This window comes from Gardnerella sp. DNF00983 (assembly GCF_049244265.1).
Taxonomy (GTDB): Bacteria; Actinomycetota; Actinomycetes; order Actinomycetales; family Bifidobacteriaceae; genus Bifidobacterium; species Bifidobacterium vaginale_J.
The window spans coordinates 855704-870716 of record NZ_CP058392.1; the positions used below are offsets into that span (position 1 = coordinate 855704).

Annotated in this window: 10 protein-coding genes; 4 read left to right on the forward strand and 6 right to left on the reverse strand. The window is 39.3% G+C overall.

Features of this window, described 5'->3' with window-relative positions; translation table 11 throughout:
• Positions 1-208: 208 nt before the first annotated feature.
• On the forward strand, positions 209-1237 hold the full coding sequence (locus HXT34_RS03240; protein WP_421784367.1) for a virulence RhuM family protein: 1029 nt from the start codon (positions 209-211) through the stop codon (positions 1235-1237).
• Entirely contained in the window at positions 1234-1365 is a 132-nt protein-coding gene (locus HXT34_RS03245; RefSeq protein WP_421784368.1) for a hypothetical protein, read from the forward strand. The genes HXT34_RS03240 and HXT34_RS03245 overlap by 4 nt, the downstream gene beginning before the upstream one ends.
• A gap of 300 nt (positions 1366-1665) precedes the next feature.
• Here the strand turns inward: HXT34_RS03245 and mfd are convergent, their stop codons facing one another.
• The 3 genes from mfd to HXT34_RS03260 form a co-directional block, all read right to left on the reverse strand.
• Positions 1666-5274: a transcription-repair coupling factor gene (gene mfd / locus HXT34_RS03250; RefSeq protein WP_421784369.1), complete on the reverse strand. Its 3609-nt coding sequence runs from the start codon at positions 5272-5274 to the stop codon at positions 1666-1668.
• Positions 5264-5863, reverse strand: a complete 600-nt coding sequence (pth, locus tag HXT34_RS03255; RefSeq protein WP_004111397.1) for an aminoacyl-tRNA hydrolase — start codon at positions 5861-5863, stop codon at positions 5264-5266. The genes mfd and pth overlap by 11 nt, the downstream gene beginning before the upstream one ends.
• A 139-nt stretch (positions 5864-6002) precedes the next feature.
• Complete coding sequence (locus HXT34_RS03260; RefSeq protein WP_415683860.1) at positions 6003-7055, reverse strand: ABC transporter substrate-binding protein; 1053 nt, start codon at positions 7053-7055, stop codon at positions 6003-6005.
• A gap of 308 nt (positions 7056-7363) precedes the next feature.
• Between HXT34_RS03260 and HXT34_RS03265 the strand changes: the two genes are divergently transcribed.
• The gene (locus HXT34_RS03265) at positions 7364-8155 is read left to right on the forward strand and encodes an ABC transporter permease (RefSeq protein ID WP_421784370.1); all 792 of its coding nucleotides are present in this window, start codon (positions 7364-7366) and stop codon (positions 8153-8155) included.
• A 100-nt stretch (positions 8156-8255) separates the two neighbouring features.
• Here the strand turns inward: HXT34_RS03265 and HXT34_RS03270 are convergent, their stop codons facing one another.
• The 3 genes from HXT34_RS03270 to HXT34_RS03280 all read right to left on the reverse strand — a co-directional run bounded on the left by HXT34_RS03270 (position 8256) and on the right by HXT34_RS03280 (position 13678).
• Positions 8256-11537, reverse strand: a complete 3282-nt coding sequence (locus HXT34_RS03270; RefSeq protein WP_421784371.1) for a UPF0182 family protein — start codon at positions 11535-11537, stop codon at positions 8256-8258.
• A gap of 139 nt (positions 11538-11676) precedes the next feature.
• On the reverse strand, positions 11677-12966 hold the full coding sequence (locus tag HXT34_RS03275) for a uracil-xanthine permease family protein (protein WP_415683858.1): 1290 nt from the start codon (positions 12964-12966) through the stop codon (positions 11677-11679).
• 346 nt (positions 12967-13312) lie between these two features.
• A complete protein-coding gene (locus tag HXT34_RS03280) occupies positions 13313-13678 on the reverse strand; it encodes a DUF488 domain-containing protein (protein ID WP_101892149.1) in 366 nt (121 codons plus the stop codon).
• A gap of 219 nt (positions 13679-13897) precedes the next feature.
• Between HXT34_RS03280 and HXT34_RS03285 the strand changes: the two genes are divergently transcribed.
• A complete protein-coding gene (locus HXT34_RS03285) occupies positions 13898-14959 on the forward strand; it encodes a YeiH family protein (RefSeq protein WP_415689884.1) in 1062 nt (353 codons plus the stop codon).
• The last annotated feature ends 54 nt before the right edge of the window (positions 14960-15013 follow it).

Genomic DNA, 15013 nt, shown 5'->3' on the forward strand with positions numbered 1-15013 from the left:
CCTAATCTTTATTCCTGTTGCAGACAAAATTAAAGATGCCACCTACTCCTGCTACGATATCAAGCCTTATTGCCGACGTGGTTACAGGACAAATTGATGTACGAGATGTTGAGATACAAGACTATGAACAGGTTGAAGAAACTCTCTATAAATCAGATGATAACGACACATTACAGAGCGAAGATGAAATACCAGAGGAGGTGTAATTATGCCTGAAGACAAAAAAATATCTAGTGCCGATAATCAAGGCAATCTTGTTATTTATCAAAGCAATGATGGTGAAACAAAAATTGACGTGCGTTTCGTGGATGAAACAGTTTGGCTGACGCAACAACAACTATGCGATCTTTATCAAACAAGTAAATCCAACATCAGTGAGCACATTAAACATATTTTTGAAGAGGAAGAACTTGAGGAAAATTCAGTTGTTCGGAAATTCCGAACAACTGCCTCAGACGGGAAAAAATATCTCACTACCTACTATAATCTCGACATGATTATCTCCCTTGGTTACCGTATTAAATCCAAAATCGCGACGAATTTTCGCCGTTGGGCAAGTGAGCGTTTGAAAGAGTACATGATCAAGGGTTTTACCATGGACGACGAACGCTTAAAACAGCTCGGAGGTGGCAATTATTGGCATGAACTCTTAGATCGTATTCGCGATATTCGTTCTTCAGAAAAAGTCATGTATCGTCAAGTGTTGGATTTATATGCCACAAGCGTGGACTATAACCCAAAAAGCAGAGAATCACTTGCGTTCTTCAAGCTGGTACAAAACAAGCTACATTATGCTGCTCACGGTCACACAGCTGCTGAAGTTATTTATGAACGAGCAGATGCGAATAAACCTTTTATGGGCCTTACTACTTTTTCCGGCGATTTTCCAACAGCAAAAGACACGCATATTGCTAAAAATTATTTATCAGAAGATGAGCTGAAGATATTGAATAGTATTGTTTCAGGATATTTCGATTTTGCTGAAGTGCAAGCTATGCGTCACAATCCTATGCATATGAGTGATTATGTGGAACACTTAGATCATATTCTTTCTGCTACCGGAGAAAAGCTTTTAAATGGCGCAGGCAAAGTCAGTCATAAGCAGGCGATCGAAAAAGCCGATAAAGAATATCAGCGTTTTATTGTCAATAATCTTTCTCCCGTTGAAAAATCTTACCTTGACACAATAAAAAGCCTTGAGAAAACAGCAAAGAAAAAATCGAAGGAAGAACAATGATGCGTTTTACCAACACAAAAGAAAACGGCCTAGAAACACTCATTGTCAATTGGCTTGTTGAACATAATGGTTATGAGGAAGGCTCTAATGCCGGTTACAACAATGAATATGCCATTGATGAAACGTGACTTTTCCGCTTTCTTAAAACAACGCAACCTGAACAATTTGATTTGTTAGGCATAGGACAATCTGAACAAAAAAGACGTTCGTTCCTAAACCGCCTACAATCAGAGCTTGCTAAACGCGGTATTATCGATGTTTTGCGTAATGGAATCAAAGTTTATGCTGCAGACATTATTCTGTTTTATCTCACACCGAGCGAAAATAATATAAAAGCACAAGAACATTTTGAGCAAAATATTTTTAGCGTAACAAGACAACTTTGATATTCATTCTACAAAAACAACATGCACCATTTTTGAGTATTTTTACCAAGCGACGTCATCAAGAAGCTGACGCACCCATGAAAGTATCTCATGCTCACTCATTGAATCAGCACCGAGTGAAGATTCAAAAGGAGCTGGAACAATAAGCATATGAGTAAGAGGACGATACTGTAAGCCTCTATAAATACGCTTCAAACGCATCATCACAGACTCTTTTGGATCGACGCCAACAACTCGCACTGATTTTCCTTGAGAGCTGATTTGCGTAATACCAATCTCGCGTGCTTTAAAACGCAAACGAGCAACCTCACACAAAGACTCAAACTCTTCAGGCGGATTACCAAAGCGATCAAGAAGCTCATCGTGAAGTTCTTGCAAATCACTATTATCCTTAGCAGCAGCAAGCTTCCTGTACGCCTCCAAACGAAGCTTGTCAGAAGCAATATAATCAACTGGAAGAGAAGCTTCAACAGGAAGATCAATAGTTACACAAACAGGCTCAACTCTTTCAGGTTCCTTATATTTTTCAACAGCTTCAGAAACCATACGAACATACAAATCAAATCCAACACCCTCAATGTGACCACTTTGCTCATCTCCAAGCAAATTTCCAGTTCCGCGCAATTCCAAATCTTTCATCGCAACATCAAAACCAGAACCAAGTGCAGTATGCTGAGCAATTGTTGAGAGTCTATCGTGAGATTGTTGTGTCATAGGCTTAGACGGATCATACAAAAAGTAAGCGTAGGCACGCTCATGACCTCTACCCACTCGACCACGAAGCTGATGCAACTGGCTTAAACCGAATCTATCTGCGTGATCGACAATAAGTGTATTCGCATTAGAAATATCAAGACCTGTTTCAATAATCGTCGTACAAACAAGCACATCAATATCTCTATGCCAAAAATCACGAATAACAGCATCGAGCTGCTTCTCCCCCATTTTTCCATGAGCGATAGCAACACGGACATCTGGCACAAGCTCCTGAATCTTACTTGCAACAGAACTAATATCTTCAACGCGATTATGGACGTAAAAAACCTGACCCCCACGCAACAATTCACGCTTAATGCATGCAGCAACTTGAGAATTATCATACGCACCAACGTATGTAAGCACTGGAAGCCTATCTTCTGGAGGAGTTGCAAGAGTAGACATTTCACGAATACCAGTTACAGCCATTTCAAGAGTTCTAGGAATTGGCGTTGCCGAAAGACTTAATACGTCAACGTTTGTGCGCAAAGCTTTAAGCGTTTCCTTATGTTCCACACCAAAACGCTGCTCTTCGTCAATAATAACCAAACCTAAATCTTTGAACTTTATACTAGGATTCAAAAGCTTATGCGTTCCAATAACAACGTCAATGCTTCCATCTTGCAATCCAGCTAAAGTTTCTTCAATCTCTTTAGAAGTTTGGAATCTACTCATTGCAGCAACTTTTACAGGGAATCCTTCAAAGCGATTTGTAAAAGTCTCGTAATGCTGCTGAACAAGCAATGTCGTTGGAACTAAAACAACAACTTGCTTAGAATCTTGCACAGCTTTGAAAGCTGCACGTAACGCAATTTCAGTTTTACCAAAACCAACATCTCCACAAATTAAGCGATCCATTGGTATTGGCTTTTCCATATCTGCTTTTACTTCGTCAATAGTTGTAAGCTGATCAGCAGTTTCTTGATAAGGAAATGCGTCTTCCAACTCTTTTTGCCAAGGAGTATCTTTACTAAATGCAAATCCGCGAGATTGCTGCCTTGCTGAATAAAGTTTAATAAGATTTTCAGCAATTTCATGAACATGCTTTTTAGCTTTTGCTTTAGTTTGAGCCCAGTCGGAACCTCCGAGCTTGTTAAGCTTTGGTATTTCTGCACCTATATATTTACTTACTAAATCAAGCTGATCGGTTGGAATAAAAAGCTTATCGTTAGGAGCGTTACGTTTGCTAGGGGCATATTCAATTACTAAATATTCGCGAGTTGCACTACCACCCGAAACAGCAATATTACGTTGTTTCATTCCAACAAAACGTCCAATACCATGCTGCTCGTGCACAACGAAATCACCAGGCTTTAGTTCCATTAGGTCGATTGCTTTGCGCCTGCGTTTTGGAGTTTTTAGTTGAGCTGATGCAGAAGATTTACCTGTCAGATCACGCTCTGTAAGAATCGCGATACGCGAAGCATTATCAATGAAGCCATCCGAAATACTTGAGCGCACTGTAGTAAATTCATGTACACCAGTCGCATATATAGCGCGCCTCAAGCGTGCAAGAGTACCAGAAGCCGCTGCAGTAATAGTTACAGCAAAACCATTGTCAACAAGAGAAGTGATGCCGCCAGAAACTTTCGATTCATCTCCTCGAAACTCTTGTGGAGCCGATGCTGGCAAAGCAATATTTCCATAAATTTGATTGTCAACACCAAAAGATGTTAATTTCCATACGTCATGATTAGACAATTCTAACGATGAAATCGTTTCATCAAAATCCAAGAAATTAGCTTGATCGAATGTTATTGGAGCTCCAGAACCGTGACCAGAAGCAGCAACATGCCAACTAGCTGCTAAGAATTCGTTAGCTGTAGCAGTTACGTCATCTGCAGCTCTACGGCATTTCTCGGGATCAGATAAAATAATAACAGATTCCTTTGGAAGCATATTTTGCACTGATTCCATGCGATCAACTAGTGCAGGCAACAAAGACTCCATACCTTCTACAGGTATAGAATTTGCGATTGATTCAAGCATATCGTCAGCATTTGGAATTGTGCCAATAAGAGAACGCGCGCGCTTGCAAATTTTTTCTGTAATCTGAAGCTCACGACAAGGCGTAGCCCAAATACTTGCAATATTATTGCCATAAGTGCGCTGATCAGAAGCATGAAATTGCTTTATAGTATCAATTTCATCACCAAAAAATTCAATTCTCACAGGATGTGTCATCGTTGGCGCAAAAACGTCAATAATTCCACCGCGAACAGCAAACTCTCCGCGTTCCATCACCAAATCAACACGAGTATATGCGTTTTCTACCAAACGTTTCACAGCATATTCAAGAGTTAATTCTTTTCCGCACTCAAATAACAGAGGATCTATATCACCAATGCCTTCAACTACAGGCTGAATAAGCGATCGCACAGGCATAACCAACACGCGAATCGGACCAAAAAGTGATGTGTTATTTTCAGGATGGCAAAGCCTACGAAACACTGCAATCCTGCTAGCAACAGTATCTGCTCTAGGCGAAAGCCTTTCATGAGGTAACGTTTCCCACGCTTCTAATTTAGCAACGTCTTGAGCATCACCATCGTACCAATCACGTACAGATGCAATAAAATCTTCAGCATCTCTACTCGATGGAACAATAACAACAACCGGCTTTTTCTTAGCTAATGCAGCAACAATAGCAGAACGAATGCCAATAGGAGAAGAAATTGTTAAATCTCCACTTATTGAATCTAAATCTTTACGATTTTTATTCGCACTTTCGCAACAATAATCAGATATCGCATCAAGATCATATTCAGATAAAGCTTTAAAAAGTGAATCCTTAGTTGATAAATCATTAAGAATATCTCTCAAGCTTATTACTGAAATATCATCAGTCTTATCATTCTTGTTGTTTTTGATATTAGACCTGCTATCAGCGGCCATTAAACTTCTCCTGCGTTGCTGCTAATCCATGGAAAATAATACTTTCTGCAGCATCAGCACCATCTGCTAAAAAGTTTGGAAGATCAGATTTTTGAGCTGCAGCAAAACCTCCAAGAACCCAATTGACAGTATTATCGTGCGCATGAGCACCACGCTGCGCATGACCAACACCCATTCTCACTCGAGAATATTGAGGAGTACCAAGAGAGCGATCGATAGAACGAATACCGTTATGCCCTCCAGCAGAACCTCCTGCTTTTACTTTAATGCGCCCAAAATCTAAATCCATATCATCGTGAATTATCACAATATGATCCGGTTCTATTTGATAATAGGAGCTTATAGAAGATACTGCAGCACCAGAATCATTCATAAAAGTCAACGGTTTAGCAAGGAAAAACTTTGCTACGCGACCATCAAGATTCATAACACCTTTGCCAAGTTTAGCTAAACCTTTGTGATCCGAAAGAGATACTGACCAACGTTGTGCCAAAACGTCTGCAACCATAAAACCCATGTTGTGTCTAGTACCCTCATATTTTGTACCAGGATTTCCCAAGCCAGCAATAAGCCAAAAATCCGATGCCATGGCAGACCACTCCCCATTCAAATATTTAGCAAAACAACAAAACGGGCGCATCGATTGTAGCTGAACGTAAAATTACAACTACTCGATACGCCCTTATATACTTCAGCCTATTCTATCAAGACTCAAGTCATTATGTTATTTATTTCAAAAATTCGTCAGTAGACAATTCTTTTGCTTGCGGAGTTTTATGAGTTACTTTGCCTTTAGAATCAGTGTAAGCACCTTCCTTACTTAAGAAGTTAAAGTAAGCTTGAGCGCCTTTAACATCAGTGGTTCCGAACACAAATTTTCCGCTCTTAATATCCGCGCGATTGCCCCAATATTGACCGTCAACAATCATCTTCATGCTACGCTTAACAAACTTTATGTCGAGATTAGCATCTTTTGCTTCTTTCACAAGAATTTCAGAAGCCTCATCAGGATGTTCATAAGCATATTCATATCCGCGCTTTGCAGCTTTAACAAATGCTCGAACAAGCTTAGGGTCTTTAGCTACAGTACGCTTATTTGCTATTATTCCAATAGTATCTGGCTGACCTGGCACACCGTAGTCGCCCTCCATGAAGCAGCGAAGCTTTGGTCCAAACATTTCAGACTGCACGCCTTCCCAAGTGCCGTAGAAGCCGCCAAAATCAGCTTTGCCAGATTCAAGAGTTCTAAAAGTTGAAGTTCCAACGGTAACTTTGTCGAACTTACCTTGACCGCCATCGTGTTGAATCATCCTACGAATTACAGCATCACCTTCAGCTGAACCAAAAGTTGCAAAAGTACGACCATCAAAATCTTTTGGAGAATGAATCTTATTGTTCGAAGCAAGTGAACACCAAATAGCACTTGGCTTTTGCTGAACTTGCATAACTTGCTCAAGATTTGCTCCCTTTGTTGAAAAATCAGCAGCATTCGTCAAAGTACTAAGAGCAAAATCAGCAACACCACTATCAACTGCGTGTTCCGAACCAGTCTGAGCAACAGCAAGTATATTGACATCTAATCCAGCATCTTTAAACCATCCTTTATGCTTAGCAACATAAATACCAATATGATTAGTATCCGGTGCCCAAAATAGCATAAACGACACTTTACGAAGATTTGCATTCTTACTACTACTTGCAGATCCACATGCCGAGAAAGAAAATACGCAGCATGCAGAAAGAACAAACGCAAGAGTACGCTTTAAAATACGCATATTCATGAGTTCCCTACTTTGTTTCTTGTACCGTTCTTCTGGGAAAGTGACACGAACTCGGCAGAAAACGGTAACAAAGGGCCTAGCCCGCGCCGTTCAATGCCCCTGAGCAGATTCAATCTGCTACAGTTTGCCACACATTGACTCACGAAACATTTAGATTATGCATGATTAAATAGACAAATAAAAATCATGTACACTATTAAATTCACAGAAGTTGTGCGCTTCTAATAGAATGTACATGCTATTTGTAGTTTTAAATAATTCGATTGGGGCAGCAATCGAAGTCATTTAAAGAAAGGGATCGAGTTTTCATGGCGCAATCGCGTTTTCAACGTATGCTAATTAAATATCTGCCAACTGTATTTTCTGTAATAGTTTTACTTGTTTTTTGGCAATATGCATGCGAATATTATAAAATTTCGGAAAATTTGATTCCAACACCATCTTCAATTGCTCAATCAACAACCGACTCTTTGCCAACTCTATTACCTGCAGCATTAATTACAACACAAGAAACAGTTATCGGTTTTTCTATTGCAATAGTAGTTGGAATTCTTTTAGGTGTTATTTTCCATGTTTGTAAGCTTGTTAAATCTGCTTTATTCCCGCTTTTATGCGCAGCGCAAACTATGCCACTAATTTCTATTGCGCCAATTTTTTTGATTTGGTTTGGTTTTGAAATATCTGGAAAAATTGTAATAGTAATGGTTTTCAGCATGTTCCCTATTGCTGTGCAAACTATACGAGGTCTTGACGCTGTTCCAAGTTTTTATACAGATGTTGCTTTAACTTGTGGAGCAAGCAGAACTTGGACTTTGTGGCATGTTAAATTAAGGGTTGCAGCTCGCCAAATTTTTGGTGGCATACGCATTAGTGCAGCTTATGTCTTTGGAACTGCTTCAACTGCAGAATATTTGGGAGCCAAAGATGGGCTAGGAATTTGGCTTCAATTCGCTTATAACTCATTTAGAACACCACTTATTTTTTCTGCAACAATAGTAATAATAATTCTTACTGCGCTTCTTATGTGCATTGTTAACGTTTGTGAAAGAATTCTGCTTGGCTCAGCAGACGAAGATGAGGATCCAGATAACCAATTGTGAAATGAATTAAAACAGCGCATGTGAGCTACAAAAGTAACGAAAATAACGTAACATTCGCTACTTTTGTAACTCACAAACTGAGATATTAACGAAAACCTATTTACTTACCTGATTCTTCTTTCATTGCTTCATTAATAGCATCACTCAGCTCTTTTTGCGCCTTTCCGTAAGCTTCCCAGTTTCCGGCTCGCATAGCAGAATCAGAATCTTTTAACGCTTGAGCTGCACGTTTAAGCGCTTCTTTAGCTTTTTGGCTCATAGAATTAGATTTTTCTGAATTCTTAGACTCATTCTCCCTAGCGGTGCCTTCTTTAGAAGCGCCTTCTTTAGAAGCAGCATCCTTAGATTCGTTACTTTCAGCAGCATTGTTTGAAGAAGAATTATTAGAAGCATCTCCAGCCAAAGCACCCGAGTTTCCGCCAAATACTTGATTAAGTGCTTCATCTAACGTATCTGCAAATCCAACTTGATCTCCAAAAGCAACTAACACCTTCTTAAGCAAAGGATAGCTAGTAGAACCGCTAGATTGCACATAAACAGGCTCTATATAAACCAGTCCTCCACCAAGAGGCAAAGTTAGCAAGTTTCCACGCTTAACTTTCGTTGAACCAGATTCAAGCAAATTCAACTCTTTAGAAACATTCGCATTAGCGTTGAAATTATTTTGAGCTTGACCAGGTCCCGGAACATTAGACACTTTAGGCAATTCTTGCAAACGAAGCTTACCGTAATTCGGACCGATCTTTCCAGGAGTATCCCCAGCATCCGAATCAACAGACAAGAAACCAGTCAATATTTCACGCGTGCTTTTACCAGCTGGAATATAAGTAGAAACAAGCGAAAACACCGGTTTCTTTGCGTCTCCAGTTTGCAAAGTCAAATAATATGGAGGTTGCAAAATATCTTCTTTTTGTGCTTTCTGAGATTCAGTAGGATCCACAGGGGTTTGCCAAAAATCTTCTCCAGAGAAGAATTGGCTTGCTGTATCCACATGATACTTTGCAAGCAGATAGCGTTGAACTTTAAACAAGCTTTCTGGGTAACGCAAATGCTTCATCAAATCGCCAGAAATCTTAGAAATGTCATGATAGTGACCTGGGAAAATTGATCTCCAAGCCTTGATTACAGGGTCTTTCGTATCCCACACATACAAATCAACAGATCCGTCATAAGCATCAACTGTAGCTTTCACAGAGTTACGAATGTAATTTGCTCTTTGATTAGTCAATCCCTTAATAGAATGCGAAGTTGTTGTTGTGGAATCTTGAGTTATCTTACCAAAATCAGTCATCTGAGAATAAGGGTAAGAATCAGAAGTAGTATAGCCATCAACAATCCACTTAACGCGACCATCTACTACTGCAGGATAAACTCGACCATCCAAAGTTAAGTAAGGAGCAACTTTAGACACTCGCGTCTTAGGATCACGATCATACAAAATTTGAGATTCAGCAGTCACACGATCAGAGAAAAGAATCTGATCAGACCCAAACCTAATTGCATGCAAAAGTTTAGAGAAGAAATTGCCTAAACTTGGACCGCCATTGCCCTTAAAAGTAGTTAATGCACCTTGAGAACCAGTCGGATAATCAAACTCCCATGGAGCTGTCCCTTTTGGAGATCCAACTATAGAATACTCAGGAGCATTCGGAGAGAAGTAAATACGTGGTTCATACTTTTGTGACTTAGTAAGCTTTCCTTGAGCAGGAATACCATATTCCATGAATTGCGGCTGACCATCTGACGTCACTTTATTTCCGTAGGCTGCAACAATTCCGTAGCCATGCGTATAAACTGTATGATCATTAACCCAGTTTCGATTATCGTTTCCAGCTAAATCGAGTTCACGTGCAGCAATAACTGTATCTTGACTTACACCGTCAATATCGTATTTATCAACTGAAAGCGTATCTGCGAAAGTGTAGTATTGCTTCGATTGCTGCAATTGACGGAAAGTTGGAGACGTAACTTGTGGATCTAACAAACGAATTTGCGCAGTTGACTCTGCTTCTTTTGATAATGCTCCCGATTTACCTTTAGAAGTAGCGTTATACGATTCTTTCTTTACGTTATTTAGCCCGTAAGCAAACTTTGTTGCATCGATATTACGCTGAATATAAGTAGCTTCCAATTCCTGAGCATTAGGAGCAACTTTAAATCGCTGCACAAGTGCTGGCCAAGCTAAAGATATAACCATTGAGCAAACAATCATAAAAGCTAAAGCAATAATTGGTGTTTTCCATGCCTTAATTGCTGTTTTAAAACGCACTGAAATTGGTGCTTCTACAGATAAAGCATGAGATTTCATAAACCAAAATGCAATAATAGAACCAACTAGCACTGTTATCACTGCCATTGCTATGCTTCCAGGAACGCCAGCATTCATGTCAGTGTATGAGCCGCCTGTAATTCGAGAGCCATCAAGAGTTACTAAAGCGAACATGTCTAAAATCTGTTGAAGTGCCCACACCAAAATCACAAGCATAAACCATACAGAAATTTGTCTACGTGCTCGTTTTGTAATACTTAATATGCCTTTACCATCGATAGGCATACTAAAACGAATTGCTCCCATAAGAATGTGCGTAATAATAGAGAAAACAAGAGATATTACCAATAAAAGCACAAATGCGCTTATAAATAACCTTAATCCTGGTAATACGAATACATAGAACCCATTGTCAATTCCAAATTGCGGATCCTTAATGCCAAAAGGTTGAGCGTTAAACATTAACAAAATTTGCGCCCAATGATTGTAGAATTTAAATCCAAATACTGCACCTACAATCAATGAAAAAATTCCTGCAACATGCAAAGCAAGCTTTGAACTAATTCCCTGCTCTAAATCAATAACATTGCCTTTAATTCGAATATAAGTTCCATCCGCATTGCTTGGACGCGCTTTTATTGCCAAAGCTGCAGACAGGTAGCCAAAAGCAGACATTAATATTGCATAAAGCACCCAAACGCCGATTTTTGCGCCTAACTGAATCCAAATTACGCTCTCGAATCCAAGCTGTGAATACCACATGCAATCAGTTATGAACCTTGCGAGAGCAAATATTGCAGTTATAGCAAGCACAACTATTAACAATACTATCGCAGGAATCCACCGCCACTTTTTTGCAGTATTAGTAAATTTTGCAAAATTTAAATCGATTTTCATAGAAGAATTTCTTTCATTCTTAAGTTTATTGTTGTTATCTTTCTCATCATCATTAAGAATATAAGCTTGCACATTTTCGTTATTTTTATCGCTTGTAGCACTTTTGCTACTTTTGCTATTCTTGCCGCTCTTTCTATTTTTATTATTCTTAGCCATATATGCACCAGCAGCAGCCCATATAATGCCAATAACTATTTCTATGATGAGTTTCAACATAAGGTTAATGATACTATACTAATTATTTCCAATCTACATATTGTGTAGTCAGAACTAATTACAAAAAGCGCGCCCGCAAAGTTAATGCGAACGCGCTTAGAGAAATAAGATTTTGCGATTAGGAAATCAAACTGTATTGTTAAGCAATATCTGGATCGTCTTTAGCAATCGTGCCAGTAAGCTTTCCAATAGCCTTCAATAAGTGGTATACAACCAACACCACGACGGTTCCGATTGCAATACCGTTGAACTGAATGCCAGAAAGTGCAAAATTGAAATTAGCAATGCCAATAATCATAACGATTGCAGCAATCATAATATTCACTGGCTTATCGAAGTTCACTTTGTTTTCAACCCAAATTCTTATGCCAATCATGCCGATCATGCCGTAAAGCAAAGTAGTCACGCCACCGAGAACGCCAGCTGGAATTGAGTTTACAACAGCACCGAACTTTGGGCAGAGGCTCAAGATGAATGCGAAGAATGCAGCACACCAATAAGCTGCAGTAGAATAAACCTTTGTTGCAGCCATAACGCCAATATTTTCACCGTAAGTAGTAGTACCGCAACCTCCGAATAAACCAGCAATAGCTGTACCAAAACCGTCTGCGAATAATGCAGTTCCAATCTTAGAGTCATAGTCGCGACCGGTCATTTGAGCTACAGACTTTACGTGACCAACATTTTCTGCAATAAGAACAAGCACTACCGGCAAGAACATAAGTAGAACAGAGAAATCAACTTGTGGAGTGTGGAATTTAGGGAAACCAATCCAAGAAGCTTCCTCAATCTTTTTAAAATCAACTTGACCTTGGAAGCACGCGTAAGCATAACCAACAAGAACACCTAAAAGAATATTCAAACGACCAAGAAGTCCTCGGAAAACTACAGCAATAAGCATTACAGCAACTAGTGTTACAAGTGCTGTATCTGGAGCTTTCTGGAAGTTAGTCCAAACTGCAGGACCTAAATTAAAACCGATAATTGCAACGATTGCACCGTTTACAACAGGCGGCATAATAATGTCAATCCACTTAGCTCCTGCAAAATGCACAATCACACCGATAAGAGCAAGAAGCAAACCTGTGCACATAATGCCAAAGCTTGCAACAGCAATACCTTTATGAGCTGTTGTTACAGCTGTAACAGGTGCTATAAGACCAAAAGAGCTTCCCAGGTAACTAGGAAGCTTATTTGCGTTAATAAGTAAGAACAGTGCTGTAGAAATAGCAGTGAACATCAATGTTGTTGATGGATCAAAGCCAGTAAGAATAGGCACCAAGAAGGTAGCACCGAACATTGCAATAACATGCTGAGCACCAATACCAGCAGTACGAGTCCAAGTCAAACGCTCATCTGGCTCCACAACCTCACCCGGTTTTAATGTTTTACCATCGCCGTGAAGCTGCCACGTGAATAACGAATTCATTTCTTCTCCTTGTAAAAACAAGCTATGCAAAATGTTTGGTAAACAAGTGATCGCTTAAAAAAAAAAACAAGCACTCGTCGAGCGCTGGGATGGCAGCTTCTGGGAGGCCTCCATTGCACCACCGACCCATATGCCAAATGGACATTCTAATGTTACAAAACGCAAGTGTCGAGAATAAGAAAAAAATTACAGTTTTGTTTTTTATTTTTGTTGAAATATCAAGCAAAATCGGCGTGTTGAAAAGATTGCAATGAGCACCAACTAAAGTTAGTTTCTACTAACTTATGTTTATAAAATAATTAAAGTTAAGCAAAGTTAAACAATCGCAAAATTAGTAAACACATACTCAAGCAAGTAATTTTTGCAAATATTCTTGCAAAACTAATGCGTGATTTACTTTTGGATTTTTTGCAGCATACAACAAAGTTATAGTTTGATACTTATTAAACAAATCCATAATCACACCAACAGCTTCATGATTTGAATCAAGTTCTTCAACATAACGATGTGAAAATTCTTCAAAATGCTCCGGGTCATGATTAAACCACTTGCGCAACTGCGAAGTAGGAGCAATATCTTTAAGCCATTTATCAATATGAGCATATTCTTTGCTTATACCACGCGGCCAAAGTCTATCAACCAAGACTCTCACACCATCATCTTCACTAACCGTTTCATACACACGCTTAATCTTCACAGTGCACTTGTTCATAAAATCTCCTTTATACGTTTACCATAATCGCAGATTTATTTATTTTTTCAAGGAATTATTTACTAGCAAAAATATCTGCAATATAAATTGAGTTATTATGTTCGATTATGTGATTTTATGTCGGCGTGTCGCGTTTATTTGCAGCAAAATTATATAAAATTTGCTTAATTTTTTAATTTATGTTCGTTTTTGTCCGATTGTGAGAGAATAATGAGCTAAATGGTTAATTTCTTTGATACATGGAAAAAGAAAATCTGCACCATCGATATGGCTCTTATCGCTGTATTGACACTTCTAGCTTCCTTTATTGGTAGCTGGCTTAAGCAGTACCCAGGTTTCCAATTACTTGGTGCTCTTATTATTGCGTTGCTTGTTGGCATGGCTCTGCAGCTGCCATTGCACGTGTACAAAATGAATAATGATTCAAGGCGAGCAGGCGTTAAAAGCGCTGCTGGTTTGATTGCAAACAAACTTCTTCGCCTAGGTATTATTCTCCTCGGCTTTAAGCTGAATTTGCACGATCTGTTTACAAAGGGCATTAAATGCTTGCCTATTGCAGCAGTATTAGTTGCCATAATGGTTTGCGTAACCTATAACATTGCTAAACTCTTGAAAGTAAATCCTCAGCTTGCAATGCTTACAGCAGGAGGCACAAGTATTTGTGGCGCTGCTGCAGTTATGGGTCTTTCTGGCTCAATGCCAGTTCTTCCAGAAGAGGAAGACGAAAAAGAGCAGAACGAAGTTATGGCTGTTGCAACAGTTGCAATTATGGGCACTATTTACGCTCTTGCTGAAATCTTCATCCTGCCTAACTTTGGCATGACAAAGCAGCAGCTTGGCATTACATCTGGAGCATCTCTTCATGAAATCGCACATGCCGTTGCAGCTGGCGGAGCATTCGATAGTATTGATGTCGCAACAATCATGAAGCTTTCACGAGTTCTTATGCTCGTTCCAGCTTCCATCTTTATTGCAATTTGGTGGAATGCTCGTCATAGCAAAGTTGAAAATGGTGGAAAGCATAAGATTAGCTTCCCATGGTTTATGCTTGGATTTATTGCAGCATCCGTTATTGGAACTTACGTTCCTTTCGTAACAGCACACGCATCAACTCTTGTAGAAGCAGGATACGTTTTCCTTGGCATGGCTATGGCTGCACTTGGAATTAACGTAAACTTCCGTGCTATTTTTAAGCAAGGCCGTGCAGCATTTGCAGCAAGCTTCCTAGCTTCTATTGTTTTAGTTGCTTTGGCTTATGCAGCTGCAGTACTGTTCTTCTAAATAAAACATTACAAAATAGTTTTGCTTAACAAATGAGGGTCTTCGTTTGAAGAT

Excerpts from the sequence above, each read along its gene's own strand:
- HXT34_RS03245 (WP_421784368.1), top strand. The coding sequence starts at position 1,234 with ATGATGCGTTTTACCAACACAAAAGAAAACGGCCTAGAAACACTCATT.
- pth (WP_004111397.1), bottom strand. The coding sequence starts at position 5,863 with ATGGCATCGGATTTTTGGCTTATTGCTGGCTTGGGAAATCCTGGTACA.
- HXT34_RS03275 (WP_415683858.1), bottom strand. The coding sequence starts at position 12,966 with ATGAATTCGTTATTCACGTGGCAGCTTCACGGCGATGGTAAAACATTA.
- HXT34_RS03260 (WP_415683860.1), bottom strand. The coding sequence starts at position 7,055 with ATGAATATGCGTATTTTAAAGCGTACTCTTGCGTTTGTTCTTTCTGCA.
- HXT34_RS03280 (WP_101892149.1), bottom strand. The coding sequence starts at position 13,678 with ATGAACAAGTGCACTGTGAAGATTAAGCGTGTGTATGAAACGGTTAGT.
- HXT34_RS03270 (WP_421784371.1), bottom strand. The coding sequence starts at position 11,537 with ATGTTGAAACTCATCATAGAAATAGTTATTGGCATTATATGGGCTGCT.
- HXT34_RS03265 (WP_421784370.1), top strand. The coding sequence starts at position 7,364 with ATGGCGCAATCGCGTTTTCAACGTATGCTAATTAAATATCTGCCAACT.
- mfd (WP_421784369.1), bottom strand. The coding sequence starts at position 5,274 with ATGGCCGCTGATAGCAGGTCTAATATCAAAAACAACAAGAATGATAAG.
- HXT34_RS03240 (WP_421784367.1), top strand. The coding sequence starts at position 209 with ATGCCTGAAGACAAAAAAATATCTAGTGCCGATAATCAAGGCAATCTT.
- HXT34_RS03285 (WP_415689884.1), top strand. The coding sequence starts at position 13,898 with ATGGTTAATTTCTTTGATACATGGAAAAAGAAAATCTGCACCATCGAT.